Annotated in this window: 26 protein-coding genes and 2 pseudogenes; 17 read left to right on the forward strand and 11 right to left on the reverse strand. The window is 65.1% G+C overall.

Features of this window, described 5'->3' with window-relative positions; translation table 11 throughout:
- The first annotated feature begins 155 nt into the window (after positions 1–155).
- From AC3WLY_RS02750 to AC3WLY_RS02760, 3 genes are all read left to right on the forward strand, one after another.
- The gene (locus tag AC3WLY_RS02750) at positions 156–740 is read left to right on the forward strand and encodes a DUF4410 domain-containing protein (RefSeq protein WP_310130476.1); all 585 of its coding nucleotides are present in this window, start codon (positions 156–158) and stop codon (positions 738–740) included.
- Positions 741–1,220: 480 nt separating this feature from the next.
- Positions 1,221–2,081: an ion transporter gene (locus tag AC3WLY_RS02755; protein WP_310130473.1), complete on the forward strand. Its 861-nt coding sequence runs from the start codon at positions 1,221–1,223 to the stop codon at positions 2,079–2,081.
- 10 nt (positions 2,082–2,091) lie between these two features.
- Positions 2,092–2,901: a TlpA family protein disulfide reductase gene (locus AC3WLY_RS02760; RefSeq protein WP_175960243.1), complete on the forward strand. Its 810-nt coding sequence runs from the start codon at positions 2,092–2,094 to the stop codon at positions 2,899–2,901.
- A gap of 326 nt (positions 2,902–3,227) precedes the next feature.
- On the opposite strand, the pseudogene AC3WLY_RS02765 reads toward AC3WLY_RS02760, so the two are convergent.
- Positions 3,228–3,320: pseudogene (locus AC3WLY_RS02765) on the reverse strand (MarC family protein); the annotation flags it as partial.
- 40 nt (positions 3,321–3,360) lie between these two features.
- Here AC3WLY_RS02765 and AC3WLY_RS02770 point away from each other — a divergent pair.
- The 3 genes from AC3WLY_RS02770 (at position 3,361) to AC3WLY_RS02780 (ending at position 4,505) form a co-directional block, all read left to right on the forward strand.
- A complete protein-coding gene (locus AC3WLY_RS02770; RefSeq protein ID WP_244137267.1) occupies positions 3,361–3,573 on the forward strand; it encodes a hypothetical protein in 213 nt (70 codons plus the stop codon).
- Between the two features lie 277 nt (positions 3,574–3,850).
- Complete coding sequence (locus AC3WLY_RS02775; protein WP_492310431.1) at positions 3,851–4,168, forward strand: SymE family type I addiction module toxin; 318 nt, start codon at positions 3,851–3,853, stop codon at positions 4,166–4,168.
- 16 nt (positions 4,169–4,184) lie between these two features.
- Positions 4,185–4,505 (forward strand): XRE family transcriptional regulator, encoded by a 321-nt coding sequence (locus AC3WLY_RS02780; protein WP_310130464.1) that lies wholly within the window; start codon positions 4,185–4,187, stop codon positions 4,503–4,505.
- Between the two features lie 16 nt (positions 4,506–4,521).
- Here the strand turns inward: AC3WLY_RS02780 and arsN2 are convergent, their stop codons facing one another.
- From arsN2 to leuA, 7 genes are all read right to left on the reverse strand, one after another.
- Positions 4,522–5,043, reverse strand: coding sequence for an arsenic resistance N-acetyltransferase ArsN2 (gene arsN2, locus AC3WLY_RS02785; RefSeq protein ID WP_310130461.1), 522 nt, complete (start codon positions 5,041–5,043; stop codon positions 4,522–4,524).
- 21 nt (positions 5,044–5,064) lie between these two features.
- Positions 5,065–5,787 carry an arsenical resistance protein ArsH gene (gene arsH, locus AC3WLY_RS02790; RefSeq protein ID WP_492310432.1) on the reverse strand — a complete coding sequence of 241 codons (723 nt, stop codon included), beginning with the start codon at positions 5,785–5,787 and terminating at the stop codon, positions 5,065–5,067.
- 65 nt (positions 5,788–5,852) lie between these two features.
- On the reverse strand, positions 5,853–6,923 hold the full coding sequence (arsB, locus tag AC3WLY_RS02795; protein ID WP_492310433.1) for an ACR3 family arsenite efflux transporter: 1,071 nt from the start codon (positions 6,921–6,923) through the stop codon (positions 5,853–5,855).
- Positions 6,924–6,987: 64 nt separating this feature from the next.
- Positions 6,988–7,482, reverse strand: coding sequence for an arsenate reductase ArsC (locus tag AC3WLY_RS02800; RefSeq protein ID WP_425130347.1), 495 nt, complete (start codon positions 7,480–7,482; stop codon positions 6,988–6,990).
- 22 nt (positions 7,483–7,504) lie between these two features.
- Complete coding sequence (locus tag AC3WLY_RS02805) at positions 7,505–7,840, reverse strand: ArsR/SmtB family transcription factor (protein ID WP_072438139.1); 336 nt, start codon at positions 7,838–7,840, stop codon at positions 7,505–7,507.
- A gap of 205 nt (positions 7,841–8,045) precedes the next feature.
- Positions 8,046–8,453 (reverse strand): peptide ABC transporter ATPase, encoded by a 408-nt coding sequence (locus tag AC3WLY_RS02810; protein ID WP_072438137.1) that lies wholly within the window; start codon positions 8,451–8,453, stop codon positions 8,046–8,048.
- 138 nt (positions 8,454–8,591) lie between these two features.
- Entirely contained in the window at positions 8,592–10,301 is a 1,710-nt protein-coding gene (gene leuA, locus AC3WLY_RS02815) for a 2-isopropylmalate synthase (protein WP_492310450.1), read from the reverse strand.
- A 934-nt stretch (positions 10,302–11,235) separates the two neighbouring features.
- Here leuA and AC3WLY_RS02820 point away from each other — a divergent pair.
- The 4 genes from AC3WLY_RS02820 to AC3WLY_RS02835 all read left to right on the forward strand — a co-directional run bounded on the left by AC3WLY_RS02820 (position 11,236) and on the right by AC3WLY_RS02835 (position 14,514).
- Positions 11,236–11,625 carry a fucose-binding lectin II gene (locus AC3WLY_RS02820; protein ID WP_034181081.1) on the forward strand — a complete coding sequence of 130 codons (390 nt, stop codon included), beginning with the start codon at positions 11,236–11,238 and terminating at the stop codon, positions 11,623–11,625.
- A gap of 124 nt (positions 11,626–11,749) precedes the next feature.
- On the forward strand, positions 11,750–12,583 hold the full coding sequence (locus AC3WLY_RS02825) for a fucose-binding lectin II (RefSeq protein WP_492310434.1): 834 nt from the start codon (positions 11,750–11,752) through the stop codon (positions 12,581–12,583).
- 201 nt (positions 12,584–12,784) lie between these two features.
- A complete protein-coding gene (locus AC3WLY_RS02830) occupies positions 12,785–13,525 on the forward strand; it encodes a fucose-binding lectin II (RefSeq protein ID WP_492310435.1) in 741 nt (246 codons plus the stop codon).
- Between the two features lie 149 nt (positions 13,526–13,674).
- On the forward strand, positions 13,675–14,514 hold the full coding sequence (locus AC3WLY_RS02835) for an AraC family transcriptional regulator (RefSeq protein ID WP_425130349.1): 840 nt from the start codon (positions 13,675–13,677) through the stop codon (positions 14,512–14,514).
- 117 nt (positions 14,515–14,631) lie between these two features.
- Here AC3WLY_RS02835 and AC3WLY_RS02840 read toward each other — a convergent pair whose 3' ends face one another.
- The gene (locus AC3WLY_RS02840; RefSeq protein WP_492310436.1) at positions 14,632–16,005 is read right to left on the reverse strand and encodes a M23 family metallopeptidase; all 1,374 of its coding nucleotides are present in this window, start codon (positions 16,003–16,005) and stop codon (positions 14,632–14,634) included.
- Positions 16,006–16,332: 327 nt separating this feature from the next.
- Between AC3WLY_RS02840 and AC3WLY_RS02845 the strand changes: the two genes are divergently transcribed.
- From AC3WLY_RS02845 to dbpA, 6 genes and pseudogenes are all read left to right on the forward strand, one after another.
- Entirely contained in the window at positions 16,333–17,199 is an 867-nt protein-coding gene (locus tag AC3WLY_RS02845) for a mechanosensitive ion channel family protein (protein ID WP_492310437.1), read from the forward strand.
- A gap of 202 nt (positions 17,200–17,401) precedes the next feature.
- Positions 17,402–17,557: pseudogene (locus tag AC3WLY_RS02850) on the forward strand (Lrp/AsnC ligand binding domain-containing protein); the annotation flags it as partial.
- A 65-nt stretch (positions 17,558–17,622) separates the two neighbouring features.
- The gene (locus AC3WLY_RS02855; protein ID WP_072438121.1) at positions 17,623–17,922 is read left to right on the forward strand and encodes a hypothetical protein; all 300 of its coding nucleotides are present in this window, start codon (positions 17,623–17,625) and stop codon (positions 17,920–17,922) included.
- A 465-nt stretch (positions 17,923–18,387) separates the two neighbouring features.
- A complete protein-coding gene (gene mqo, locus AC3WLY_RS02860; protein WP_492310438.1) occupies positions 18,388–20,049 on the forward strand; it encodes a malate dehydrogenase (quinone) in 1,662 nt (553 codons plus the stop codon).
- Positions 20,050–20,302: 253 nt separating this feature from the next.
- Positions 20,303–20,500, forward strand: a complete 198-nt coding sequence (locus AC3WLY_RS02865) for a hypothetical protein (RefSeq protein WP_072438116.1) — start codon at positions 20,303–20,305, stop codon at positions 20,498–20,500.
- The gene (gene dbpA / locus AC3WLY_RS02870) at positions 20,497–21,894 is read left to right on the forward strand and encodes an ATP-dependent RNA helicase DbpA (protein WP_034181069.1); all 1,398 of its coding nucleotides are present in this window, start codon (positions 20,497–20,499) and stop codon (positions 21,892–21,894) included. The genes AC3WLY_RS02865 and dbpA overlap by 4 nt, the downstream gene beginning before the upstream one ends.
- Before the next feature lie 56 nt (positions 21,895–21,950).
- On the opposite strand, the gene AC3WLY_RS02875 is transcribed toward dbpA, so the two are convergent.
- Both AC3WLY_RS02875 and AC3WLY_RS02880 read right to left on the reverse strand, forming a co-directional pair.
- Positions 21,951–22,775, reverse strand: a complete 825-nt coding sequence (locus tag AC3WLY_RS02875; protein ID WP_492310439.1) for a phosphate/phosphite/phosphonate ABC transporter substrate-binding protein — start codon at positions 22,773–22,775, stop codon at positions 21,951–21,953.
- Positions 22,772–23,038: a hypothetical protein gene (locus AC3WLY_RS02880; protein WP_175959754.1), complete on the reverse strand. Its 267-nt coding sequence runs from the start codon at positions 23,036–23,038 to the stop codon at positions 22,772–22,774. The genes AC3WLY_RS02875 and AC3WLY_RS02880 overlap by 4 nt, the downstream gene beginning before the upstream one ends.
- Here AC3WLY_RS02880 and AC3WLY_RS02885 point away from each other — a divergent pair.
- Positions 23,037–24,062, forward strand: coding sequence for a fatty acid desaturase (locus AC3WLY_RS02885; protein WP_310130412.1), 1,026 nt, complete (start codon positions 23,037–23,039; stop codon positions 24,060–24,062). The two genes, AC3WLY_RS02880 and AC3WLY_RS02885, sit on opposite strands and share 2 nt — an antisense overlap.
- Positions 24,063–24,229 lie beyond the last annotated feature (167 nt).

Raw genomic sequence — 24,229 nt, forward strand, 5'->3', positions numbered from 1 at the left:
TGCTCATATCCTCGATCCGCGAAAAAAAAACGCCCGTGGCGAATAAATGCCGGGGCGTTTTCTGTCAATTCGACCATTTGAATCAGATCCCCCCGTGATAAATTTTCGCCCGGCCACAGAGCCATCTCAAATAACCTTAATCAATAGACCAAATCATGAAATCTGTTATCCGTCATGCCACTCTGGCACTGGTGACGATCGGCTTCCTGTCGGGCTGCGCAAGCAGCGTGACACGCGACGCAGGTAATCAGGCGGGGGCCACCGCGACTGCGTCGACGTCCAAATTCGGCACCAAGCCGGTTATCGTGAAAGTTACGCTGGACGCGGCTGCCCAGGAAGCGTTGAAAGACAATCTGAAGTTCAGCCCCAAGAAACTGCAGGAGCAAATCGAAAACGCACTGTACGCACGCAAGCTTCTGGCAAAGGCCGATTCAACCGATGCAATGCACCTGAACGTCGAAGTCACCGGCATTCGGGTGCGCTCGAGTTTCTCCGCGGTCATGTTCGGCTTCATGGCGGGCAGCGATCATGTCGACGGCACCGTGACGCTCGTCGGCACCGACAATCGTCAGGTCGACCGCTTCAAGGTGTCGGCATCGTATGCACTCGGCGGTATCGCCGGTATGGACGGGACACGCATGGACTGGCTGTACGAGAATTTCACCGAGAAGACGCTGTCGACGCTCGACCCGTCGGCCGGCGCGCAACAAGCGGACGCGGCTCACGAGAAGAAACTGTAATGTCCGCCGCCCGACGGACCGCGGATTCGCGGCCCGTCGGGCAGCAGCCGCTGCGCTCACCCAACGGCTACGATGCGGGTTGCGACCGCAACGATCTTCATCGAGCAGATTCTCCTTTGAGCATGCCCCTTGGCAACAGGCACGCGTCGCGGCTTCGATTACCGCATTCCGATCGGACATGCGCTCGTCCGTGTCTTCGTTGTATTGGCGATCGGCGTCGTACGCAAGGCGGCAAAAAAACGGCTGCCCTGAAGCAGCCGTAAAGGAGAGGTCTTCCGTGTTCAGACGGAGACACCGGCCAGCCACCACGCCGTCCGGTAGATCCATTGTTGACGAGCGCTCCGCATCCGGGAATCAGTCTGGTCTGATTTTCGGGCGCAAGAAGATCCACCGGCAATTCAGACAGGTCCGATAGGTTTGGCGTCGGGCGGCTCGTAAACTCCGACCCGTGAACCTCTCGACCTCCCCCTCGTCCATACGATGCGCGACGCGATCCGCGACGCGATCCGTCGTCCCCGCCTCCTCCGCAGCCTCGACATCGCGGTGCTCGCGCTGATCGTCGCGAGCGTGTTCGTCGTGATGATCGACAGCGTGCAGGAACTGCACGCGCAGTACCGGAACGCGCTGTACGCGGCCGAGTGGGCGTTCACGCTGCTGTTCACCGTCGAATATGCGATGCGGCTCTTCACGGAGCCGAAGCCCGCCGCCTATGCGCGCGGCTTCTTCGGCATCGTCGATCTCGTGTCGATCCCTCCGACCTATCTCGCGTTTTTCTTCCCCGGCCTGCATGCGCTGATCGACGTGCGCCTGCTGCGGCTGCTGCGCGTATTCCGCATACTCGGGCTCGCGATCTATCTCGAGGAAGGCCAGATGCTGATCCGCGCGCTCGCGCGTGCGCGGCGCAAGATCTTCGTGTTCATCGGCGGAATGTTCATGATCGCCGTGATCCTCGGCACGGTGATTTTTCTCGTCGAAGGCCCCGAGAACGGCATCACGGGCATTCCGGTCGGCGTGTACCGGGCCGCCGTGACGATGAGCACGACCGGTTACGACGACCTGACGCCGCATACGCCGCTCGGCCGGCTGATCACGTCGTGCGCGATCCTGCTCGGTTACGGCATCATCGCGTTCCCGACCGGTATCATGGGCGCGGAGCTCGTCGCGTCCGTGCTCGAACGCGGACGGGCGCAGCAAGCATCGTCCGGCGATGCCAGTGCGGCGGTCTGTCCGCATTGCGGCGCATGCGCATCGAAGCAACGCGACGATGCCAGCGCCACGGCAACGCAGCGTGTGCCTGACCGCCAATCATCAACGCATTCCTCATTCGATCAACGACAATGAACGCTTCCTCATGCTGAGCATCGGCCCCTTTTCCGTAAGGGTCGTGGCCGTAGCCATCGCCGCCCTGATCGCGTGGCTCGTCGCGCGCTTCGCGCAGCGCACTCGACCGGACGGTCAGCACAAAACTTCCGCGAGCCTGCTGCTCGACGCGCTGCTGATCGGGCTGATCGCCGCTCGCGTCGGCTATATCGCGCGCTGGTGGCCGGACTATTTCGCGTCACCGAAATCCCTCGTCGCGCTCGGCGACGGTGGCTTTACCTGGTGGATCGGCTTGCCGGTCGCGCTCGCCTATATCGGCTGGCGGTCGCGCCGCCTGCCGGGGCTGGCGCGCCCCGCGCTCGCCGGCATCGCCGCCGGCATGTTGGCTTGGGGTGCGGCGCAGGGTGTGCTGGCGACGTTCGACCGCACGGCGCCGCCGCTGTCCGCGCTACGGGTCGAGACGCTCGATGCGACGCCCGTCGCACCGAACCGCTACGCGGGCAAACCCGTCGTCGTGAACCTGTGGGCGACCTGGTGCCCGCCGTGCCAGCGCGAAATGCCGATCCTGGCGCAGGCACAACAGGATTACCCGGGCGTCAGTTTCCTGATGATCAATCAAGGCGAGGATGTGCAGACCGTGCGCGCGTTTCTTGAACGCAAAGGGCTGCGCTTCGACCACGTGCTGCTCGACCGCTCGCTCGGCGCGATGCGGACCTACGGTTCGCGCGGGCTGCCGACGACGCTGTTCTTCGATGAAAAAGGCAAACTCGTCGAGTCGCACATGGGCGAGATCACCGCCGCAAGGCTCAAGGACACGGTGAATACGCGCTTCGGTCTCTGAGGTGCGGAAACGGCTGCGCCGACGCATCGTCAGGCGTCGCGGCAATAGGCCCGGCGAACATCCCGGGGCTGCGTCGTCCGGCGCAGGCCGGCGAACGCGAAACGCGAGGCCGGCTTGCGACGCAGCGGCCGAACTGTTTCCCGCTCGACCGGCCATCATCAGGGTGTTTCACGCGCCGGCAAACACCACCGCGCAGCAATCGCGAAATCCGGGCGCCGTCCCGATCAACCCGCCGGACCGCTTCCCGCACGACCGGCCATCGCCGGGGTGTTTCATGTGCCGGCAAACGCTGACGGCGCGGCAATCGAAACCGGCCCCGTCCTCGCTCAACCCGCCTGTGCACCGATCGATCGCGCGAACTCGGCGATACCGGTCAACATGATCTGCACGCCGACGCACAGCAGCAGGAACGCACTCACGCATCGCGACCTGAAGGTGGCGCGCACGGAGATCCACAGCATGCGCGGCGCATTCGCGATGATCGGGGAAAGCGGGATATCGGATCTCTGCGCGACGCTGGAGCGACTCGCGCTCGCGGGTGACTCCGCCGCGTTCGCGAGGGGGTTCGAACGTTATCGCGAGCAGGCCGGCGATGCGCTTACGCGACGCATGGCGGCGGAGACGGCGCACGGCATCGATGCGATGCCGATGGTGGATGTGCCGGAGCATTGACATTTGGAGACGATGTGACGGCGTCCGGCCAACGCGGCAGACACAAGCGCACGTGTCTTGTCCTGATGGCTAACGTGGGCAGAACGCAATTGACCGATGCCTATTCCACCGTCGATTCGTCTACAGTGGATGCACGTTTGCGCGAATGGATGAATCGGCTTCCCGATCATTCGCAATGCGAGGGCATGCCGAAATCCCCGCGCAAACGAGCGCGGGCCGTGAGTGTAGGAGCACCCACGACCCGCTGACCACAGCCAACTTCAGCAAGGAGTCAACCATGGCTGACGCGAATCATAACGCACCGGCAGTTTTCAACGATTGTTTCGTCACGGCTCGAGCGTCCGCTCGATATCGCCGCACCATTCCGCACCTCCGGTTCGCCGACAGGGCACCGCCCGTGCTGTATCTGTGGATGAAGCTGTCCGGCCGATGGATCGAGGCAGCGGGTTTCGAGCCCGGGCAGCGCTTGCAGCTCGACGTGACGCACGGTCGGCTGGTGATCACGCCGATGATGGACGAAAGAGACGGCGCCCCTGTCGGGCAGGACGCTTTCCCGATGTCGATCCCGCAACGGGACACCGGCAGTTTTCGTTGATGGCGGGAGGCGCGCAATGAATCGCAACGACTCGCATCAAGACACTGACAACGTGCCGCTCGACCCCGATTTCGACGACGCAGGGGTACTGTCGGCCAAGTCCGCGCTCGCGCTGAAACTCAACGCACTGATCGCCTCGTATGGGCTGTGCGAGGCCGAGACTGCGGCGCTCGCGGAGATGGCCCGGCCGGTGGTCACCCCGGAGCAGCGCGACAGGCTTCGGAACGTTTCGCTGGAGTTGCTGATGCAGACGCTGGTGTCGTTTGATCAGCATGTGGAAATCGTGGTGCGGCCTGCGGGGCACTCGCGGTCGGCAGGCGTTACCGTTGCGAAGTAAAGCGGGAATCGTTCGACTAAATCACCTTCAGCATGATGGCCGCAGATGCCGGGCACACACCTGCGAACTGACCGGACGATAGCAGCGGTCCAGGCACGTCACTGAGCATAATGCGCACAAAACCCTGCCGAGCAAAATAGCGCTCCGCCGTGGTCGTGCGCAACGCTACCGCTTCGACCGCGCGACTGCGGCATTCCGCCAGCAAGCGCGAAACGATCGTCTTTCCCAGTCCGCCCCCGCGCGCTTGCGCAGCGACGGCAATCGAACGGATCAGCGCGAAGTTGCCGTAGTGTTCGATACCGCCGCATGCAATGATGGTCCGGGCGTCAACGGCCACTGTGAAATTCGGCAAGTGATCCGCTACACCGGCAACAGGTAAGTCGGAGGCACGAAGCAGGGCCTCTATCGAGACCAGATCGGATGCCGCCGCAGCGCGTAGTTGCATGATGCCGATCCTCGAAAGGTGGAGTCTTTTCAGGCGGTAGTGATTCGCGAGCGCCGAGGTGTACGTGGCCGACGATTCGCTGCGGATCGTCATGCCCCTCGGCACCGGGGCGCGTCAGATACTGCGCTGATTGACGCGCTTCGACAGTTCCTCCGCGCTTTCCTTCCGCTCGCTGTATCGATCCACCAGATAAGGCCCGATATCCCGCGTCAGCAGCGTGAACTTGACCAGTTCCTCCAGCACATCCACCACGCGATCGAAATAAGCCGACGGCTTCATCCGCCCTGCCTCGTCGAATTCCGCGAATGCCTTCGCCACCGACGACTGGTTCGGGATGGTCAGCATGCGCATCCAGCGTCCGAGCACGCGCATCTGGTTCACCGCATTGAACGATTGCGAGCCGCCGCTGACCTGCATGACGGCGAGCGTCTTGCCCTGGGTCGGGCGAACGGCACCCATCGACAGCGGAATCCAGTCGATCTGCGCTTTCATGATGCCGGTCATCGCGCCGTGCCGCTCCGGCGAGCACCACACCATGCCTTCCGACCATTGCACCAGTTCGCGCAATTCGACGACCTTCGGATGACTCTCGGGCGCATCGTCGGGCAGCGGCAGGCCGCTCGGATTGAACACGCGCACTTCGGCGCCCATCGCCGTGAGCAGGCGCGCGGCTTCCTCGATCAGCAGGCGGCTGAACGAACGCTCGCGCAGCGAGCCGTACAAAAGCAGGAACCGGGGCGGATGCGTCGACGGCACCGCCGGCCGCAACTGGCCGGCATCCGGCACGCGGAACGATTCGACGTCGAGTTGCGGCAGGTTATCCAGACGGTCAGACATGCGTACCCTCCGCGTGATCGCAGTGAATCGTGACGTAGTTCATGCAGATGGATTCTCCCGTTTGCTCAAGCACGTTCGTACCAGCCCTTCGACCGGTTCACAATGCGCACCACCAGCAACATGACCGGCACTTCGATCAGCACGCCGACGACGGTGGCCAGCGCCGCGCCGGAATGAAAACCGAACAGGCTGATCGCAGCCGCGACTGCCAGCTCGAAGAAATTGGACGCGCCGATCAGCGCCGACGGACACGCGATGTTGTGCTTCTCGCCCACGGCGCGATTGAGCCAGTAAGCGAGCGCCGAGTTGAAAAACACCTGGATCAGGATCGGCACCGCGAGCAACGCGATCACCAGCGGCTGCTTCAGGATCGCTTCGCCCTGGAACGCGAACAGCAGCACGAGCGTGGCCAGCAATGCGGCGATCGACCACGGGCCGATCTTGGCCATCGCGGCATCGAACGCCGCCTGCCCGTTCGCGAGCAGCCGCTTGCGCCAAAGCTGCGCGAGGATCACCGGGATCACGATATAGAGCACGACCGACGTGAGCAGCGTCGCCCACGGCACGGATATCGCCGACATCCCCAGCAGCAGGCCGACCAGCGGCGCGAACGCGATCACCATGATGCTGTCGTTCAGCGCGACCTGCGACAGCGTGAACAGCGGATCGCCGCCCGTCAGCCGGCTCCATACAAAGACCATCGCCGTGCACGGCGCGGCGGCCAGCAGGATCAGGCCTGCGACGTAGCTGTCGAGCTGATCGGCCGGCAGCATCGGCGCGAACAGATGCCGGATGAACAGCCAGCCGAGGAACGCCATCGAGAACGGCTTGACGAGCCAGTTCACGACGAGCGTGACACCGATGCCCTTCACGTGCTGACGCACTTCATGCAGCGCGCCGAAGTCGACCTTGACGAGCATCGGGATGATCATCAGCCAGATCAGCAATCCGACCGGCAGATTGACCTGCGCGTATTCCATCCGGCCGATCTGCTGGAACAGGCCGGGCAGCGCCTGGCCGAGCGCGATGCCGGCGACGATGCAAAGCGCCACCCAGACGGTCAGATAGCGTTCGAAGAAGTTGATGGAAGGCTTGGCGACAGCCTGCTCCGGAGGAGCGGCGTTGGACGTGTTCATTGGACGGGTATCGGCCTCGAAGTTGCCGGCGGCCGGTGAATTCGGCCGGCCGCCATGCGAACGGTCAGCTCCGGGAAATCTCGGTCAGTGCCGCCTGGAGTTCGGCGTTGCTCATGCGATCGAGCGGCAGCGCCAGCAATTGCAACATCCGGTAGCCGATCGCCTGGCGCGCGAGTTCGAACGCGAGCCGCTTGCCTTCGTCGCCGCCCACCGCGTTCGACGGATCGGCATAACCCCAATGCACTTTGACGGGGCTGCCGGGCCAGTACGGGCACGCCTCCGCGGCCGCGCTGTCGCACACCGTGATGACGACGCGCATTTCAGGCGCGCCGTCGCCCGTGAATTCGTCCCAGCTCTTGCTGCGGTAACCGCTTACGTCGACACCGGCGTTCGTCAGCGCTTCCAGCGCGAACGGATTGAGCCGGCCACTCGGCGCACTGCCGGCGCTGTACGCGCGCACGTCCTTGCCGAGCTTCGCGGCCCAATGATTGAGCATGCCTTCCGCGAGCACGCTGCGCGCGGAGTTGTGGGTACAGAGGATCAGGACGTTCGTGGTCATGAGCGAGGTATGCGAAAGCGCTTCAGCAAGGTTGCGGGCCGGACGTCGAACACGCGGACACCGGCGAGCACGGATTGCCGCCGCAGCAGTTCTCCGTGAGATAGGCCAGCAAGCCGTTCATCGTCGCGAAGTTCGCGCCATAGATGACGAAGCGGCCTTCCTGCCGGCTCGTGACGAGCGCTGCATGGGCCAGCTCCTTCAGATGAAAGGACAACGATGAAGGCGGTACATTCAGCAGCGTGGCGATCTGCCCGGCCGGCAGACCTTGCGGTCCCGCCTGCACGAGCGTGCGGAAGACGGCGAGTCGGGATTCGTGTGCGAGTGCCGAGAGCGCGGCGATGGTCTGGTTCGTTTCCATTATTCGATAATAATCGAAATATCGAATTCCGAGAAGCCACCTCGAGATGAAGCGGCGGCCAATGAACGGGGACAAACAAAACGACTGCGCCAGCGGGCGAACCCTTCACCCGACGACAGCCCGGCCTTCAACTACGCGCCGCGCGCTTCCCGATGCACGTCCCGATGCGCTCCCCGGGCCGTCAGCATCGGGTTCGACGCACGGCTCACGGTTGCGAGAACACCATCACGCGCCCCGACACGCGCTGCAGCTTGAGCCAGCCCATATCGGCCGTGAAGCGCAGTTGCTGCAGCGGGAAGTCGAACGACGCCTTCTCGGCCGCGCTCACGACCGACTTGGCGATCCAGCGGATCAGCGCCTTCCCTTCCTCGGTCGTCACGCTGCCGTTCTGGATGCCGCCGTAGAAGTAGCGATTCCCGGCGTTGACCTCGTTCTGCAACTGCATCCAGTGACCCGGCAAGCCCGGCAGCGTCCGGAACAGGTCGGCCACCCGCTTGGTCGTCAGGCCGCGCGCCCACAGCGCACCGTTTACGTCCGGCCGAACCAGGTTGTGGCGATCCGCTTCCTGGGCCTGCCCCTTGATGTCGCCCCGCAGGGCATCGAGCTTCGACATGACGCATTCCTCATGGTGATGGGCGCGGGAAAATGGCCCCGCGCGCGCCGCTAGCACGATACGCCCGTTGCGTGAAGTCATCTCCTGTCAGGTTTGTCAGGCCGCACCGCCCCGCCGGCGCGGCCGTCACCATCCCGTTTACGCGACGGCCTTCACCGCCGCCTGCGCGCCAAAGAACGTCGCCTGCGCCGCTTCGTCCGCCCGCGCATACGCGCGGTTGACGCCGCTGATCACCGCGCGAATCGACGCGGTCGTCAGGTTCGCGTCGATGCCCACACCAAACGCGCTGCCGCGCACGCCCGAACCGGCCAGTTCCGCGATCGCGATCGCCTTCGCATCGGCGCCCTGCGACAGCGCGCGTTCCTCGTAGTGCTGGATTCGCAGCGGCGTGCGCAGCGCATGCATCAGCGCATCGAGCGGACCGTTGCCTTCGCCGCGCAGCACGCGGCGCTCGCCGTGCACGTCGGCGGTCAGCACGATCGTCTCGCGGCCGTCGCGCTCCGACAGTTCATGGCCGACATAGCGCAGCGGCGCGTCGCCCTCCACGTATTCCTGCTGGAACAGCGACCAGATCTGCGCGCTCGTCACCTCGTGCCCGCTGTCGTCGGTCAGGCGCTGCACGGCCGCGCTGAAGTCGACCTGCAGGCGACGCGGCAGCGCGACGCCATAACCCTGTTCGAGCAGGTACGCGATGCCGCCCTTGCCCGACTGGCTGTTCACGCGAATGATCGAATCGTACGTGCGGCCGAGGTCGCTCGGATCGATCGGCAGATACGGCATTTCCCACACGGCGTCGGCGCGCTGCACCGCGAAGCCCTTCTTGATCGCATCCTGGTGCGACCCGGAGAACGCGGTGAACACGAGGTCGCCGACGTACGGATGACGCGGATGGATCGGCAACTGCGTGCATTCCTCGGTGGTGCGCGCGACTTCGTTGATCTGCGAGAAATCGAGGCCCGGATCGACGCCCTGCGTGTACAGGTTCAGCGCGAGCGTCACGAGATCGACGTTGCCGGTACGCTCGCCGTTGCCGAACAGGCAGCCCTCGATCCGGTCGGCACCGGCCATCACCGCGAGCTCGGCCGCCGCGACCGCGGTGCCGCGGTCGTTGTGCGGATGCACGGACAGGATCAGCGCATCACGACGCGCGAGGTTGCGGTGCATCCATTCGATCTGGTCCGCATAGAAGTTCGGCGTGCCGACCTCGACGGTCGCCGGCAGGTTCACGATCGCCTTGTGCTCAGGCGTCGGCTGCCATACGTCGAACACGGCGTCGCAGACTTCCTTCGCGAAGTCGAGCTCGGTCGCCGTAAACGTTTCCGGGCTGTACTGCAGCGTGAACTGCGTGTCGGTCGCTGCATCGGCGCAACGCTTGATCGTGCGCGCCGCATTCACCGCGAGCTGCTTCACGCCGTCGCGGTCGAGGCCGAACACGATCTTGCGGAATTCCGGCGCGGTCGCGTTGTACAGGTGCACGATCGCGCGCTTCGCGCCGCGCAGCGATTCGAAGGTGCGCTCGATCAGATCGTCGCGCGCCTGCGTCAGCACCTCGATCGTCACGTCGTCGGGAATGTGGCCGCCTTCGACCAGTTCGCGCACGAAGTTGAAGTCGGTCTCGGACGCCGACGGGAACGCCACCTCGATCTCCTTGAAACCGATCGCGACGAGCGTCTTGAACATCCGCATCTTGCGCGCCGCGTCCATCGGCTCGAACAGCGCCTGGTTGCCGTCGCGCAGGTCGGTGCTCATCCAGATCGGCGCGTGCGTGATGGTGCGCGACGGCCACGTGCGGTTCGGCAGGTTGACGGGCGTGAACGGCCGGTATTTCGTTGCAGGGTTCTTCAGCATCATGATGCTCGGTCCTCGGTCGGTTTGTCGGGAAACCGCGGCGCGGCGGCCTTCAGCAGCGGAGGCCGGCTGCGCACGCAGCGATCAAAGCGGTAAAAAAGCGGCACAACGGCAAAGCGGTACGGCGAACGACGGCCTTGACGGTTGGGCGACCGGGACGGAGCGGAGCGATACGGAGAAAAGACGAACTCAGGCGCCGGTCGACAACCGGGGCCAGGTCGGTGATACGGGGGAAATCTGGCGCTTCAGGAAAGAAGCAGATGGAAAGCGCGCAGCCGCAGACCCAGCCCGGAACAACGGGCTAGTAGTCGTAGCGAGAAGAGGGGCTGGGCGGCTTGCATGGCCGGAATCAGATCACAGGGTGGAGGGGGCTGTCAACGGGGCGCGCGTGCATCGCATGGCCGCGCCGCCTGCAAAATCAGTCCCGTCCGATAGGCGGCGGCCGCGCCCGTCGCTATGCTTCACGGGTGCGGCGCCGGTGAGGCCCTATTCATGTTCGGAGTGAGTCGGTCCATCCTCTTCGCCGGTCGCCGCGCACCCTTCTCTTGCGATCGGGCTTCGGCGTGGGCGTTCGGTGGTGGCCGGTGGGCGCGGCCACGACAGAGATGCTGATGTTGAAACGAACGCTGCCAGATGCGAACACCGAGCGCTCGCCCCGAAGCCCGATTGCACCGCAGCCGATCCGCCTGTACCGCGCACTATTCAGAAAAACGACACGCGCGCCGGCATAGTTTCCGGAATATATAAAAACATCCTCGATTAAACATGTTTCATTAAATCGATTCACCTTGGTTTTCGATTTACTGAACAATTCCCATTCTCATCTGAATATTTTCTTATTTATTTTTCGACATGCTTGTTGAACCGCGTTTCAAACGGCAAACGTTTGCGAGACGCGGGGAGACGCCTTACTACTGATCTTCAGGAGGAAAGCATGGCCGATTCTCAAACGTCATCCAATCGCGCCGGCGAATTTTCGATTCCGCCGAATACCGATTTCCGCGCGATTTTCTTCGCGAATGCCGCCGAACAACAGCACATCAAGCTGTTTATCGGCGACAGCAAGGAACCCGCCGCTTATCACAAGCTGACCACGCGCGACGGCCCGCGCGAAACCACGCTGAATTCCGGCAACGGCAAGATCCGCTTCGAGGTGTCGGTAAACGGCAAGCCGTCGGCCACCGACGCACGCCTCGCGCCGATCAACGGCAAGAAATCGGACGGCTCGCCGTTCACGGTCAACTTCGGGATCGTCGTGTCGGAAGACGGCCACGACAGCGACTACAACGACGGCATCGTCGTGCTGCAATGGCCGATCGGCTGATCGGCCGCCCGCCGATTGACCGATGACCGATGACCGCCGGGCCGCCTGCAAGGAGGCCCGGCGGTTCCGCATCGAAAACGCGAAGCCACTCAATCCAAACCCGTTTCGCCTTCAGGAGACCGCCATGCCCATCATTTCGGCATCGATCAACAGCGCGCCCGTCGTCACGTCCGAGACTTACGTCGACATTCCGGGCCTGCATATCGACCTTGCGAGAGAGCAGGCAAACATTCGCGACGGCAAGCTGCTCGTCACGCTCAACGTGCCGACGCCGTACGCGACCGGCAACAACTTCCCCGGTATCTATTTCGCGATCGCGACCGATAAGGGCGTCGTCGCGGACGGCTGCTTCACCTATTCGTCCAAAGTGCCCGAAAGCACCGGGCGCATGCCGTTCACGCTCGTCGCGACGATCGACGTCGGCAGCGGCGTGACGTTCGTGAAAGGCCAGTGGAAAAGCGTGCGCGGCAGCGCGATGCATATCGACTCGTACGCGAGCATTTCCGCAATCGGTAACGCCGTCGCGCAATCGTCGTCGCAATCCGGCGGGAATCAGGGCGCCGAAACCGGCAGCGGAACCGGCGGCGCCGGCAACATCGGCGGCGGCGGCGAACGCGACGGCACGTTCAATCTCCCGGCCAACATCAAGTTCGGCGTCACCGCGCTCACCAACGCGTCGAACGACCAGACGATCGACATCTACATCGACGACAACCCGAAACCGGCCGCCACGTTCAAGGGCGCGGGCGTGCAGGACCAGAACCTCGGCACGAAGGTGCTCGACTCCGGCAAGGGCCGCGTGCGCGTGATCGTGACGGTGAACGGCAAGCCGTCGCGGCTCGGCTCGCGACAGGTCGACATCTTCAAGAAGTCGTTTTTCGGGATCGTCGGGTCGGAAGACGGCGCGGACGACGACTACAACGACGGCATCGTGTTCCTGAACTGGCCGCTGGGCTGATCGACGGACGTCAATAACAGGGACGCACGGCGCGGCATGGATTGCGCGCCGCTTTCGGTATCGCAATGGCGACAGGGGCCAACCACGCATTGCGAATCATTCGGGCAGTCACGACTGACCCACGCTTTGCTCCGCGCGCGACACGGCGAAACCGATTCGTCGGCCGCGCGACGCGAGACCTTCCATTACGACGAGGACGACATGCCACAACCGTTTACCCATGACGATCTGTACGCGCTCCTGCAACTCGCCGGCAACGACGCGACTGCCGCGCAATCCGGCGGCGATCAGGCGGTGCTCGACCGGATGCGTCAGTTCATGAACGCGCAGCTCGTGGAGAAGCTGCCGCAATACGACGTGTTCGTCGACCTCTCCACCGTGCCGTACAGCTTCGACATCAGCAACTGGCAGAACAAGGTCAAGACCGATGCCACGGGGCAGGTGGTCGCCTGCACGGTGACGTGGGCCGGTGCACCCGGCGTGCTGCCGGGCGCTGCCGCGAAGTTCGGCATCGGTGCGGTGGTCACGTACTTCGCGAAAGCGACTGCGCAACCGCAACCCGCGCAGCCCGCCCCCGCGACGAATGCCGGCGGCGAACGCGACGGCATCTTCAACCTGCCGCCGAACATCGCGTTCGGCGTGACGGCGCTCGTCAACTCGTCTGCACAGCAGACGATCGAGGTGTTCGTCGACGACAACCCGAAACCGGCCGCGACGTTCCAGGGCGCCGGCACGCAGGACGCGAACCTGAACACGCAGATCGTGAACTCCGGCAAGGGGAAGGTGCGGGTGGTCGTGACGGCGAACGGCAAGCCGTCGAAGATCGGCTCGCGGCAGGTCGACATCTTCAAGAAGACCTACTTCGGGCTGGTCGGATCGGAGGACGGTACGGACGGCGACTATAACGACGGGATTGCGATCCTGAACTGGCCGCTCGGTTAAGCAGCAGAATCCTGCCGACCATCGCCACGCCGCCCGGCGTGGCGATTTGCTTGAGCGCGCCCGCCAGGCCAAGCCGCGTGTCGCAAGAACGATCAAATGCTCCCGCCACCGATACCATATAGTCCGCCCGACACCTTCATTGGCACACCATGAACCCGGTTGGAAAAGCGCTCTGGTTTATCGAAACCGAACTGGACAGGGAACTGACACTCGACAGGATTTCCGCCGATTGCGACATGACGCGCTTCGGTTTTTCGCGCCTGTTCTCGATGAATACCGGCTGGCCGGTGATGCGCTATGTCCGGTCGAGGCGGCTGACGCGTGCGGCGCGGGCATTGGCGCAAGGCGCGCCGGACATCCTTCACGTGGCACTCGATGCCGGATATGGCTCCCATGAGGCGTTTACGCGCGCCTTCCGCGATCTTTTCGGCGTCACGCCGGAAGACGTGCGGGCACGGCGCACTCTCGACGGGTTGTCTCTTGTGGAGCCGCTTCGCATGAAAGAGCTGAAAATCATCGCCGTTACGCCATCGCGCTTCGAAGCCCCCGAAAGGCAGTTGATCGCGGGCATGAGCAGCCGGTATACCTTTGAAACCAATGAAGGGATTCCGGCGCTCTGGCAAGCCTTCATCCCGTATATCGGCAACATCCCCGGCCAGGTCGGCGGCGTAACGTATGGCGTGTGCTGCAACCCGGATGCGGATGGCAGCTTCGAATACATCGCGGGCGTGGAGGTCAAGAGTCGCGACCGGTTGCCCGCGCCATTTCGTTGCGTCGAACTCGAACCGCAACGTTATGCGGTCTTCGAACACAGCGGGCATATCTCCACGCTTCACCAGACCTTCTACAGCATCTGGAACGGCTGGCTGCCGACGTCGGGGTTCAACGCGGTGGACGCGCCCGAGTTCGAACGCTACAGCGAGGACTACGACCCGGTGACGGGCACCGGCGTGCTCGAAATCTGGTTGCCTGTAGAAAAATCCGCGTGAGTTGGCTGTCTGCGCCGATCTGCCCTGCCGCTTGAACGCCGGCGCGCACGTCGATGCGCGCCGGCAACGATGCCGGCCGGCGTGGCCGACATCCGGTCAACGGTCCACGATCAGCGGTCAGCCGGCATGCGATGCGGCAGGCGTCGACATCGCGACAGGCTGCGACCACGTGGCCGAGGCCAGACGCGTGCGCGCATCGAGGGCTACGCGGTTGAACGCGACACGCCGCTCGCCATTCAGCTTCGCCGCTTTGGCTGCTTGCACGAGCGCGACCGGATCGACGAGACGGTCATGCCGCCGGACCTCGAAATGCAGATGCGGGCCGGTCGCGGTCCCCGTACTGCCGACGGCGCCGACACGCTGGCCGCGCTCGACGCGCGTGCCGGTTCGCAGCGTCGGCTCGAACGCCGACAGGTGCGCGTAGTACGACGCATAGCCGCCGTCGTGACGAATCACCACGTACTTGCCGTAGCCGCGCGGCTCGGTGCCGATGAACGACACGACGCCGTTCTCCGACGCATGGACGGCACGGCCCGTCGGCGCAGCCAGATCGACGCCGGAATGCACGTGGCGCGCGCCGGTCACCGGATGCACGCGCGCGCCGAACTGCGAGCTGATCCGCGTCGCGGCGACCGGCATCGCGAAATGCGCACCGCCGAGCGGCACGCCGTCGAGGTCGTAATACGCGCCCGGCGAGCCTGCGTCGGGCGCAAACCACACGCCCGCCACCTGCTGGCCGCGAAAGCGCACGTCGAGCGCCGTCACGCGCACGCCGCCCGGCAGCGTCGCGTCGTCGTCCGGTTCGAATGCCACGCGGAAGGTGTCGCCGATCGCGCCGTGCTGCTTCGGGTCGATGCGCCCGGCCAGCAAACGGACGACCTGCGCCGCGACGCCGGCAGGCAGTTCGGCGCGCGCCAGCGACGCCCGCAGGCTGCCGGTAATCGCACCGGCGCGCGTGCCGCGATCCGGCGTTGCGAGCATGAACGGCTCGGCCGACGCCAGATCGACGGAGCCCCGCTCGAATGCCGGCTGCGCGCCCATCGACGGCAACGGCGATGCAATGCCGTAGGCGAACCGCGTCGCGTAGCCACGCTCGATCGCACCGCGCGCCGCGTCGCAGAGCACGCGGTAGGCCACGCATGCGCCGAAGCGGGCAACGGAATCGTCGCGATCGGCACCCGTCGGCAGGTTCGACGCAGGCGATGCGTACGCGACGTCGAGCGGCGCTGCCGACGATGCACGCAAGCCGCCCCACATCGTCCGGGCGGAACTGAAAAAAGGCACGTCGACAAGGTCTGCCGTTTCCGCCGTCACGGGCGTGAACGGCGCGGCGTCGTGAAACGCCTGTGCTGCCGCACCGTGTGCGCCGGCGACGCAGGTCGCCGCGACGAAACCGTACAGCAGCACGCGGCGAATCGGGAAACAGCGAACGCCGCGTCGGGCGGGTTGACCTTGTTCGCGTGCGAGACGGAAACGCTGGTTCAACCGCATGACGTCGTCACTCGCTATCAATGAAAAATCGGGAAAGGACCGGGTATCGCGGACGAACGATCGTCGCGATCCGGCAACTTGAAACCGAGTGTATCGGGGGGCTTGAAACCGCTGAATAGGACTAGTCCTATTTTATGGAACAGTCGATTAGTACTAGAACGAAATCGCGATTTCGACGTCCGACGACAGGGCAATTCGACCTCATGCATTCGCGCGAAACATCGTGTGGCGTGTACAGTCGAGGGCTGCCCGCGCGAGCGCAAGCCTTGCCGACCGAGACGGAAGCGCTGCGCGTCGCGCCATGTGTCTTCAAACCGGAATCCCGTCATGTTTCTCGATCATCTTCATCCGGAACGCTGGACGTTCCTGTGGAACGCGCTGTCCACCCTTTCCATCAAGCTGTGCGCCGGCCTTGCGCTGCTCGTCGCGGGCTGGTGGCTGTCGAAACGCGTCGGCAACTGGCTGAACCGGCTGCTCTCGAACAAGGAGCGCGTCGACGACACGCTGCGGCCGATTCTCTGCGACGTCGCCGCGTGGGGCATCCGCATCGTCGCGATCGTCGGCGCGCTGTCGCAGCTCGGCGTCGAAACCGCGAGCATCGTCGCGGTGCTCGGCGCGGCCGGCCTCGCGATCGCACTCGCGCTGCAGGGCACGATGCAGAACATCGCGGCCGGCATCATGCTTCTGCTGCTGCGGCCGTTCAAGGTCGGCGACTATATCGACGGCGGCACGGGCGTCGCGGGCACCGTCGACGAGGTCGGGCTGTTCATGACGCGGCTGACCAAGCCGGACGGCATCTGCGAATTCGTACCGAACAGCGCGCTGTGGGGCAGCTCGATCCGCAATTACACGCGCAATCCGACGCGCCGCCTCGATCTCGAAGTCGAAGTATCCGTGCATGACGATATCGATCGCGCGCTCGACGCGCTGCGCGCACTGGCCGAAGCCGATCCCGACGTGCTGCAGGATCCCGCGCCGGACGTGATGGTGATGCGCTTCGACGACAGCACGGCCGTCGCGAACATGCGCGTGTGGACGCATACCGACAACTTCTGGGCGATGCGCTGGCGCCTCGCGCGCCAGGTGCGCAAGGCGCTCGCCGATGCGGATTGCGCGCTGCCGATCCGCACGCGCGAGCTGCACATCGTGCACGACGCGGAACGTCGCGCGGAAAGCGTGCGCGTACGGGCATAACGTGTAACGACATCGGGGCGCGCAACCGTGTGCGACGCGCGGCGTGCGCCGGCGTCGGCGTCGGCGTTACATCTTCACGATATCGAGCAGCGTCTTCTTGCCGCTCTTGTATGTAAACACCGAGATCGCGCCGTGTTTCAAATCACCCTGCGGCGCGCGCTCACGCGCGCCCTTCGAAACCCAGCAGCACGTTCACCGCGTTGATGCCGATCTCGTCGTCGTCGCGGCCGATCTCGACGCGTATGCGGAATTCGTCGAGCGCGTGCTGAGGAAGCAAGGCGGCGTGTCGTCGATCCAGTCGAGCCTCGCGTTGCGCGAAGTGAAGTTCTCGTCGCGCGTGCCGGTGCCGGACGCATGAACGGTGCGATGAACATGCAGGCCGTCATTCCGTTCCCTCAAACCCATCCCATGGAGCACGACCCCATGAAACGTTTCATCCCCTCCGCCTCGCTTGCCGCCGCGATCGCGTTCGCATTGAGCGCCTGTGCGGCGCAATCCACCGCACCTGCCAATGCGTCGGCGCCGATCGACGCTTCCGCGCCGGCCGCGCCGCCAATGGTCGGCGGCGATCGCGATGCGCACGGCTGCATCGGCTCGGCCGGCTACGCATGGTGCGAACAGACGCAGCAATGCGAGCGCCCGTGGGAACTCGCGAAGCAAAAGGGCTTCGCGAATTCGGCGCTGTCGTACGAGCAATTCTGCAGGAACAATTCGGCGAAGTGAGCGGATCGCGGCGCGCCAATCGCGAGCGCCGCACCGTCAAATTCCCGCCGGTTTTCCGGCGCGGCACACCCCGATTCCGGAAACCCGGACACGCGAAAAACCCCACAAAAACAAGGACATTTTTCGCGTGCGACACGTTGTCCGAGTTCGGTTATATTACGCGCCCCTTGCCACCCCGCCACCGCCACACGCGTCGCGCGCGGCCTCTTTCCACGCAGCCTGAAGCGTCGTCCGCACAGGCTTGCCGCAGGGGCCCGGGCGCGTTGCGCGCCACCGCGACGCAGGTGATTGCCCGCCCGCAAGAAGCCGATCCGAAGGTGTCCTTCTCAACGGTTTCGCGTGCGCAAATGCAACGACGAGCAGCGTCGATCCGGAATTCCGGAATCGCGATCCGGATCTCCGGATGCGCGTATCGGCCGCGATCGAAACGCGCGTCGGGCGGCATGGCAAACCGATGCATCCAAGTTGAAGAAGGGATCTGCTGTGATCAAAACGTTACGGGTAATACTGTCGGCGCTCGCGCTATGCGTCGCCGCGTCGTCCGCGCACGCGGCCGATACGAAGAAGGTCGACGTCCTGCTGGTGGGCGGCGGCATCATGAGCTCGACGCTCGGCGTCTGGCTGCACGAGCTTCAGCCTGACTGGTCGATGACGATGGTCGAGCGCCTCGACGGCGTCGCGCTGGAAAGTTCGAACGGCTGGAACAACGCGGGCACCGGCCACTCGGCGCTCGCCGAACTCAACTACACGCCGGAAAAGGCGGACGGCAAGGTCGACATCTCGAAGGCCGTCGAGATCAACGAGTCGTTCCAGATCTCGCGCCAGTTCTGGGCATGGCAGGTCAAGCAGGGCGTGCTGAAGAACCCGCATTCGTTCATCAACTCGACGCCGCACATGAGCTTCGTGTGGGGCGACGACAATGTCCGCTTCCTGAAGAAGCGCTACGAAGCGCTGCAGGCGAGCCCGCTGTTCCGCGGCATGCAGTATTCGGAAGACTACGACCAGATCAAGCAGTGGGTGCCGCTGATGATGGAAGGCCGCGACCGCAAGCAGAAGGTTGCCGCGACGTGGACGCCGATCGGCACCGACGTGAACTTCGGCGAGATCACGCGCCAGTTCGTCGGCTACCTGAAGACGCAGCCGAACTTCACGTTGTCGCTGTCGAGCGAAGTGCGCGAGATCACGCGCAACGCCGACGGCACGTGGCACGTGTCGTGGGTCAAGCTGCATTCGGATGAACCGCCGCAATCCGTCGACGCGAAGTTCGTGTTCATCGGCGCGGGCGGCGGCGCGCTGCACCTGCTGCAGGCGTCGGGCATCCCCGAGGCGAAGGACTACGGCGCGTTCCCGGTCGGCGGCTCGTTCCTCGTGACCGACAACCCCGACGTCGTGAAGCAGCACCTCGCGAAGGCGTACGGCAAGGCGTCGGTCGGCTCGCCGCCGATGTCGGTGCCGCACCTCGACACGCGGATCATCGACGGCAAGAAGATCATCCTGTTCGGGCCGTTCGCGACGTTCTCGACCAAGTTCCTGAAGAACGGCTCGTATTTCGACCTGCTCACGAGCACCAACACGCATAACGTCGCGCCGATGATGCGCGTGGGCGTCGACGAATTCCCGCTGGTCCAGTACCTCGCCGGCCAGCTGATGCTGTCCGACGACGACCGCTTCAACGCGCTGAAGGAATACTTCCCGAACGCGAAGAAGGAAGACTGGCGCCTGTGGCAGGCCGGCCAGCGTGTGCAGATCATCAAGCGCGACCCGGTGAAGGGCGGCGTGCTGAAGCTCGGCACCGAGATCGTCAGCTCGCAGGACGGCAGCATCGCGGGCCTGCTCGGCGCGTCGCCGGGCGCGTCGACGGCCGCGCCGATCATGCTGAACCTGATGAAGAAGGTGTTCAAGGACAAGGTCGCGACGCCCGAGTGGCAGCAGAAGATCCGCCAGATCGTGCCGAGCTACGGCACCAAGCTGAACGACAGCCCGGCGAAGGTCGTCGAGGAATGGACCTACACGAGCGACGTGCTGCAGCTCGCGCCGCCGCCGAAGATCGACGTCAACGTGCCGTCGCAGGCGACGGGCACCGCACCGGCCCGCCCGGCGAAGGCGTCGGCCGACATGGCGCTGTAAGCAGCGAACGCCGCCGCGCCGCACGACACGGCCGCCCTCCGGGGCGGCCGTTTTTCATGGCGCGCACGGGCGGCGTCGCCAGCTTCCGCTAGAATTGCGGCACGCGCGACCCCGTCGCCGCCCGATCCATCATCCGCATCGACGCAGTCCAAGCGACCGCCGGTGCGGCCCGCGCCCGAGCCGCGCGAGCGCCGCACACCGTTGCCGCGCCCGCCCGGGCGCGCCACCAACCGAATTCAGCTGGAGAAAGACCGTGTTTACCTGCAGAAACCAGAGCTGCGGCACGCAGTGGGAAACGTCCGACGTCGTCATCAAGGACGAGGGCCAGGGGCTGCTGTTCCGCTGCCCGCTGTGCGGCGCGCGCAACTATCTCGAGCGCTTCGAAGCCGACGACGGCACGATCGTCTACGAACAGATGGAAGGCCGCCCTTACCTCGGAGACCTGGAATGACCCAACCGACCGCAGCGCCCTTCAGCGCGCTGCCGCTGACGCCCGCCACGCTCGCCAACCTCGCGCAGCTCGGTTATGTCGACATGACGCCGATCCAGGCTGCGAGCCTGCCGATCGCGCTGGCCGGCCAGGACCTGATCGCGCAGGCGAAGACGGGCAGCGGCAAGACCGCCGCATTTTCGCTCGCGCTGCTGTCGCGCCTCGACGCGCGCCGCTTCGACGTGCAGGCGATGATCCTGTGCCCGACGCGCGAGCTCGCCGATCAAGTCGCGCAGGAAGTGCGCCGCCTCGCGCGCGCCGAGGAAAACGTGAAGGTGCTGACGCTGTGCGGCGGCACGCCGATGCGCCCGCAGGCGCAGAGCCTCGAGCACGGCGCGCACATCGTCGTCGGCACGCCGGGCCGCATCATGGATCACCTCGATCGCGGCAACCTGAAGCTCGACGCGCTGAACACGCTCGTGCTCGACGAAGCCGACCGGATGCTCGACATGGGCTTCTTCGACGACATCGCGAAGGTCGCGCGGATGTGCCCGCCGACGCGCCAGACGCTGCTGTTCTCCGCGACCTATCCGGACGGCATCGTGAAGCTGAGCCAGCAGTTCCTGCGCAATCCGAAGGAAGTGAAGCTCGAGGAGCGTCACGACAACAGCAAGATCCGCCAGCGCTTCTATGAAGTGACCGAGAACGAGCGGCTCCACGCGGTCGGCCAGTTGCTGAACCACTACCGCCCCGTGAGCACGATCGCGTTCTGCAATACGAAGCAGCAGTGCCGCGACCTGCTCGACGTGCTGCATGCGCAGGGCTTCCACGCGCTCGCACTGCACGGCGAGCTCGACCAGCGCGAGCGCGACCAGGTGCTGATCCAGTTCGCGAACCGCAGCTGCTCGGTGTTGGTAGCAACCGACGTCGCCGCGCGCGGGCTCGACATCGCGCAGCTCGAAGCGGTGATCAACGTCGACGTGACGCCCGACCCGGAAGTGCACGTGCACCGCATCGGCCGCACGGGCCGCGCCGATCAGGACGGCTGGGCGCTGAGCCTCGCGAGCATGGACGAGATGGGCCGCGTCGGCGCGATCGAGCAGGCGCAGAAGCGCGACGTCGAATGGCATCCGCTCGCCGAGCTGAAGCCGGCCGGCGACGATACGCTGCTGCCGCCGATGGAAACGCTGCAGATCCTCGGCGGACGCAAGGACAAGATCCGCCCGGGCGACGTGCTCGGCGCACTGACCGGCGATGCAGGGTTCGACGGCAAGCAGATCGGCAAGATCAACGTGACCGAGTTCTCCACCTATGTCGCGATCGAGCGCGGCGTCGCGCACGACGCGCTGCGCAAGCTCAATGCGGGGAAGATCAAGGGCAAGCGGGTCAAGGTCCGGTTGATGGACGAGGAGTGACGGGAAGCGGCGCGGACGGTCGCACCGTTTCGCGCCGCCCGGCACTTGCCCGCATCTCACGCCAGTTCCGGATACCCGTGCGCGGCGGCCTCCCGCGCAAACCGCGCAATCGTGTCGTAGTCGTCCGGCGACAGCCGTTCGAATCCCTTCAGTCTCAGCATGCGCGAGCGTTGCGCATCGGCCGCGACCGCGCGATCGAGCGCATCCTGCAATGCGGCGACCTGCCTTTCCTCCAGGGCCCGCGAGGCGATAAACGGCAACCCCGGCGCGGATGCCGTCGTGCCGATGATCCGGATCTCCTTCAGCAATTCGGGCAGTGCGTCGCGCACATACGCGAACGTTACGCAGTCGATCGCCGCACAATCGGCTTCGCCTGACGCCAGCGCACGCAACACGTTCAGGTGCGAGCCGAACGGCGTGACCGACCCGAAGAATCTTCCGTCGTGCGCATGCGGCGCGACCGCGTGCCGAAACGCGTTCATTCCGCTGTGCGAATCCCCCCCATTGAATGCGGCCCGCAGCCCGCGACAGCCGGCGAGCGTGGTCGCGCCGCCCGCGTGCGCGCGGGCCGACACGACCAGCACGCTGCGGTAGCGTGCCCGCTGGCAGCCGTCCGCGTCGAAAACCGGTGTCGCGATCAATCTCACGGTGCCGCGCAAGCCAAGCATCCGATACGGATAGCCGCAGGTCTGCGACAGCAGCAGATCGTCGCGTCGCCACAGCGCGTGCAGGTCGTCGAACGGTTCGTCGGACAGCACGACGTCCGCCGGGCCGCCCGCGTCCGCGAACGCATCGAGCGCGTCGCGCAGCAGCGCGCGCCACAGCACGGCGTGGCGCGCCGTCACGTTGTACATCGGCAGTTCTGCGATCCATTGGCTCATGCGCGCATTCTACGCATCGGCGCACGCGCCGCGGAACCCGGTTCGATCGCACGAAAACGGGCACCGAACGCGCCGCGGCGGCCTGAAAGCTTATCGGCCGCGCGACGATAAGCAAATGCGAATCGATTGGTTGGCCGTGCCGCGCCATCCCGGTAACGTCCCGATGCCTGCTCCCGCATCGCCGCCGCGCGCATGCCGGGCAAGCCGACCGTGAGCATCCGGGCCGGCTCCGCGCCGCCCGTTCCATCCCGCATCAGCACCATGGCCGAATACTTCGACGTCGACCACGCGCGCGCGATCGCCGCGCTCGACGCCCGCTTCACCGCCCGCACCGAATGGCCGACCTGGCTGCTGATCGTCGCGATCTACGGCGGCTGGCTCGCCGTGCTGCTGCTCGTGCGCGCGCGGCACCTGTCGCTCGCCGCCGCGACGCCGCCGCTGATCCTGCTCGGCGCGTGGCACCTGTCGCTGCAGCATGAGCTGCTGCACGGCCATCCGACACGTTCCGCCTTCGTGAACAAGCTGCTTGGCTATCCGCCGCTGACGGTCTGGTATCCGTACGCGCTGTATCGCGACACGCACCTCGACCATCATCGCGACGAAGACCTGACCGTGCCAGGCGTCGATCCCGAAACGAACTACGTATCGCGCGAACGCTGGGCGCGGCTGCCGCGCTGGCGTCGCGCGCTGACGGTCGCACGCACGACCTTCGCCGGGCGGATCGCCGCCGGGCCGCCGCTCGCCATCGCCACGACATTCGCCGATGCGTTCGTCGCATTCCGGCGCGGCGATTTCCGCTACCTGCCGATGTGGGCGACGCACGCTGCATGCGTGGTCACGCTGCTCGCGTGGCTGCAATGGGCGATCGGCGTGCCGTGGTGGTACTACCTGCTGGCGGTCACGTGGCCCGCGCTGTCGCTCGCGATGATCCGCTCGCTGTACGAGCACCGCGCCGCGCGGCATCCGAAGGCGCGCATCGCGATCAACGAAGCCGGCTTCGCGATGCGGCTGCTGTACCTGAACAACAACTATCACCTCGTCCATCACGACCTGCCGAAGCTGCCGTGGTACGACCTGCCGCGCGCGTACCGGATGCGGCGCGACGCGTATGCGGAAAAATGCGGCGGCTTCGTGATCCGCGGCGGGTATCGCGAGCTGCTGGCGCGCCATGCTTGGACGCCGACCGATGCGCCCGTGCATCCGTTCGATCAGGGCACCGCGTCGCTGTCGACGGGTGGCGGGGTGAAGGTGGCGGTGGTCGACAAGGTGCTGCAGATCAGCACGTAACGTTCGACGGCGCCGCGCTTCGTCGTGAATTCGTCGTGAAGTCGCCCGATTCGACGATGCACGCGCAAGGCCGCACGGCATGCCGATCCGCTCGTTCCTGCGCGGATTTCTTACGAAATGCCGACAAAACAGAGACGCGTCGGCTAATTGCCAATCGCGTCGGCGAT

Source organism: Burkholderia sp. FW306-1C-G01B (assembly GCF_058781685.1).

Excerpts from the sequence above, each read along its gene's own strand:
- AC3WLY_RS02750 (WP_310130476.1), top strand. The coding sequence starts at position 156 with ATGAAATCTGTTATCCGTCATGCCACTCTGGCACTGGTGACGATCGGC.
- AC3WLY_RS02755 (WP_310130473.1), top strand. The coding sequence starts at position 1,221 with ATGCGCGACGCGATCCGCGACGCGATCCGTCGTCCCCGCCTCCTCCGC.
- AC3WLY_RS02760 (WP_175960243.1), top strand. The coding sequence starts at position 2,092 with ATGCTGAGCATCGGCCCCTTTTCCGTAAGGGTCGTGGCCGTAGCCATC.
- AC3WLY_RS02770 (WP_244137267.1), top strand. The coding sequence starts at position 3,361 with ATGCGCGGCGCATTCGCGATGATCGGGGAAAGCGGGATATCGGATCTC.
- AC3WLY_RS02775 (WP_492310431.1), top strand. The coding sequence starts at position 3,851 with ATGGCTGACGCGAATCATAACGCACCGGCAGTTTTCAACGATTGTTTC.
- AC3WLY_RS02780 (WP_310130464.1), top strand. The coding sequence starts at position 4,185 with ATGAATCGCAACGACTCGCATCAAGACACTGACAACGTGCCGCTCGAC.
- arsN2 (WP_310130461.1), bottom strand. The coding sequence starts at position 5,043 with ATGACGATCCGCAGCGAATCGTCGGCCACGTACACCTCGGCGCTCGCG.
- arsH (WP_492310432.1), bottom strand. The coding sequence starts at position 5,787 with ATGTCTGACCGTCTGGATAACCTGCCGCAACTCGACGTCGAATCGTTC.
- arsB (WP_492310433.1), bottom strand. The coding sequence starts at position 6,923 with ATGAACACGTCCAACGCCGCTCCTCCGGAGCAGGCTGTCGCCAAGCCT.
- AC3WLY_RS02800 (WP_425130347.1), bottom strand. The coding sequence starts at position 7,482 with ATGACCACGAACGTCCTGATCCTCTGTACCCACAACTCCGCGCGCAGC.
- AC3WLY_RS02805 (WP_072438139.1), bottom strand. The coding sequence starts at position 7,840 with ATGGAAACGAACCAGACCATCGCCGCGCTCTCGGCACTCGCACACGAA.
- AC3WLY_RS02810 (WP_072438137.1), bottom strand. The coding sequence starts at position 8,453 with ATGTCGAAGCTCGATGCCCTGCGGGGCGACATCAAGGGGCAGGCCCAG.
- leuA (WP_492310450.1), bottom strand. The coding sequence starts at position 10,301 with ATGCTGAAGAACCCTGCAACGAAATACCGGCCGTTCACGCCCGTCAAC.
- AC3WLY_RS02820 (WP_034181081.1), top strand. The coding sequence starts at position 11,236 with ATGGCCGATTCTCAAACGTCATCCAATCGCGCCGGCGAATTTTCGATT.
- AC3WLY_RS02825 (WP_492310434.1), top strand. The coding sequence starts at position 11,750 with ATGCCCATCATTTCGGCATCGATCAACAGCGCGCCCGTCGTCACGTCC.
- AC3WLY_RS02830 (WP_492310435.1), top strand. The coding sequence starts at position 12,785 with ATGCCACAACCGTTTACCCATGACGATCTGTACGCGCTCCTGCAACTC.
- AC3WLY_RS02835 (WP_425130349.1), top strand. The coding sequence starts at position 13,675 with ATGAACCCGGTTGGAAAAGCGCTCTGGTTTATCGAAACCGAACTGGAC.
- AC3WLY_RS02840 (WP_492310436.1), bottom strand. The coding sequence starts at position 16,005 with ATGCGGTTGAACCAGCGTTTCCGTCTCGCACGCGAACAAGGTCAACCC.
- AC3WLY_RS02845 (WP_492310437.1), top strand. The coding sequence starts at position 16,333 with ATGTTTCTCGATCATCTTCATCCGGAACGCTGGACGTTCCTGTGGAAC.
- AC3WLY_RS02855 (WP_072438121.1), top strand. The coding sequence starts at position 17,623 with ATGAAACGTTTCATCCCCTCCGCCTCGCTTGCCGCCGCGATCGCGTTC.
- dbpA (WP_034181069.1), top strand. The coding sequence starts at position 20,497 with ATGACCCAACCGACCGCAGCGCCCTTCAGCGCGCTGCCGCTGACGCCC.
- AC3WLY_RS02875 (WP_492310439.1), bottom strand. The coding sequence starts at position 22,775 with ATGAGCCAATGGATCGCAGAACTGCCGATGTACAACGTGACGGCGCGC.
- AC3WLY_RS02885 (WP_310130412.1), top strand. The coding sequence starts at position 23,037 with ATGGCCGAATACTTCGACGTCGACCACGCGCGCGCGATCGCCGCGCTC.
- AC3WLY_RS02880 (WP_175959754.1), bottom strand. The coding sequence starts at position 23,038 with ATGGTGCTGATGCGGGATGGAACGGGCGGCGCGGAGCCGGCCCGGATG.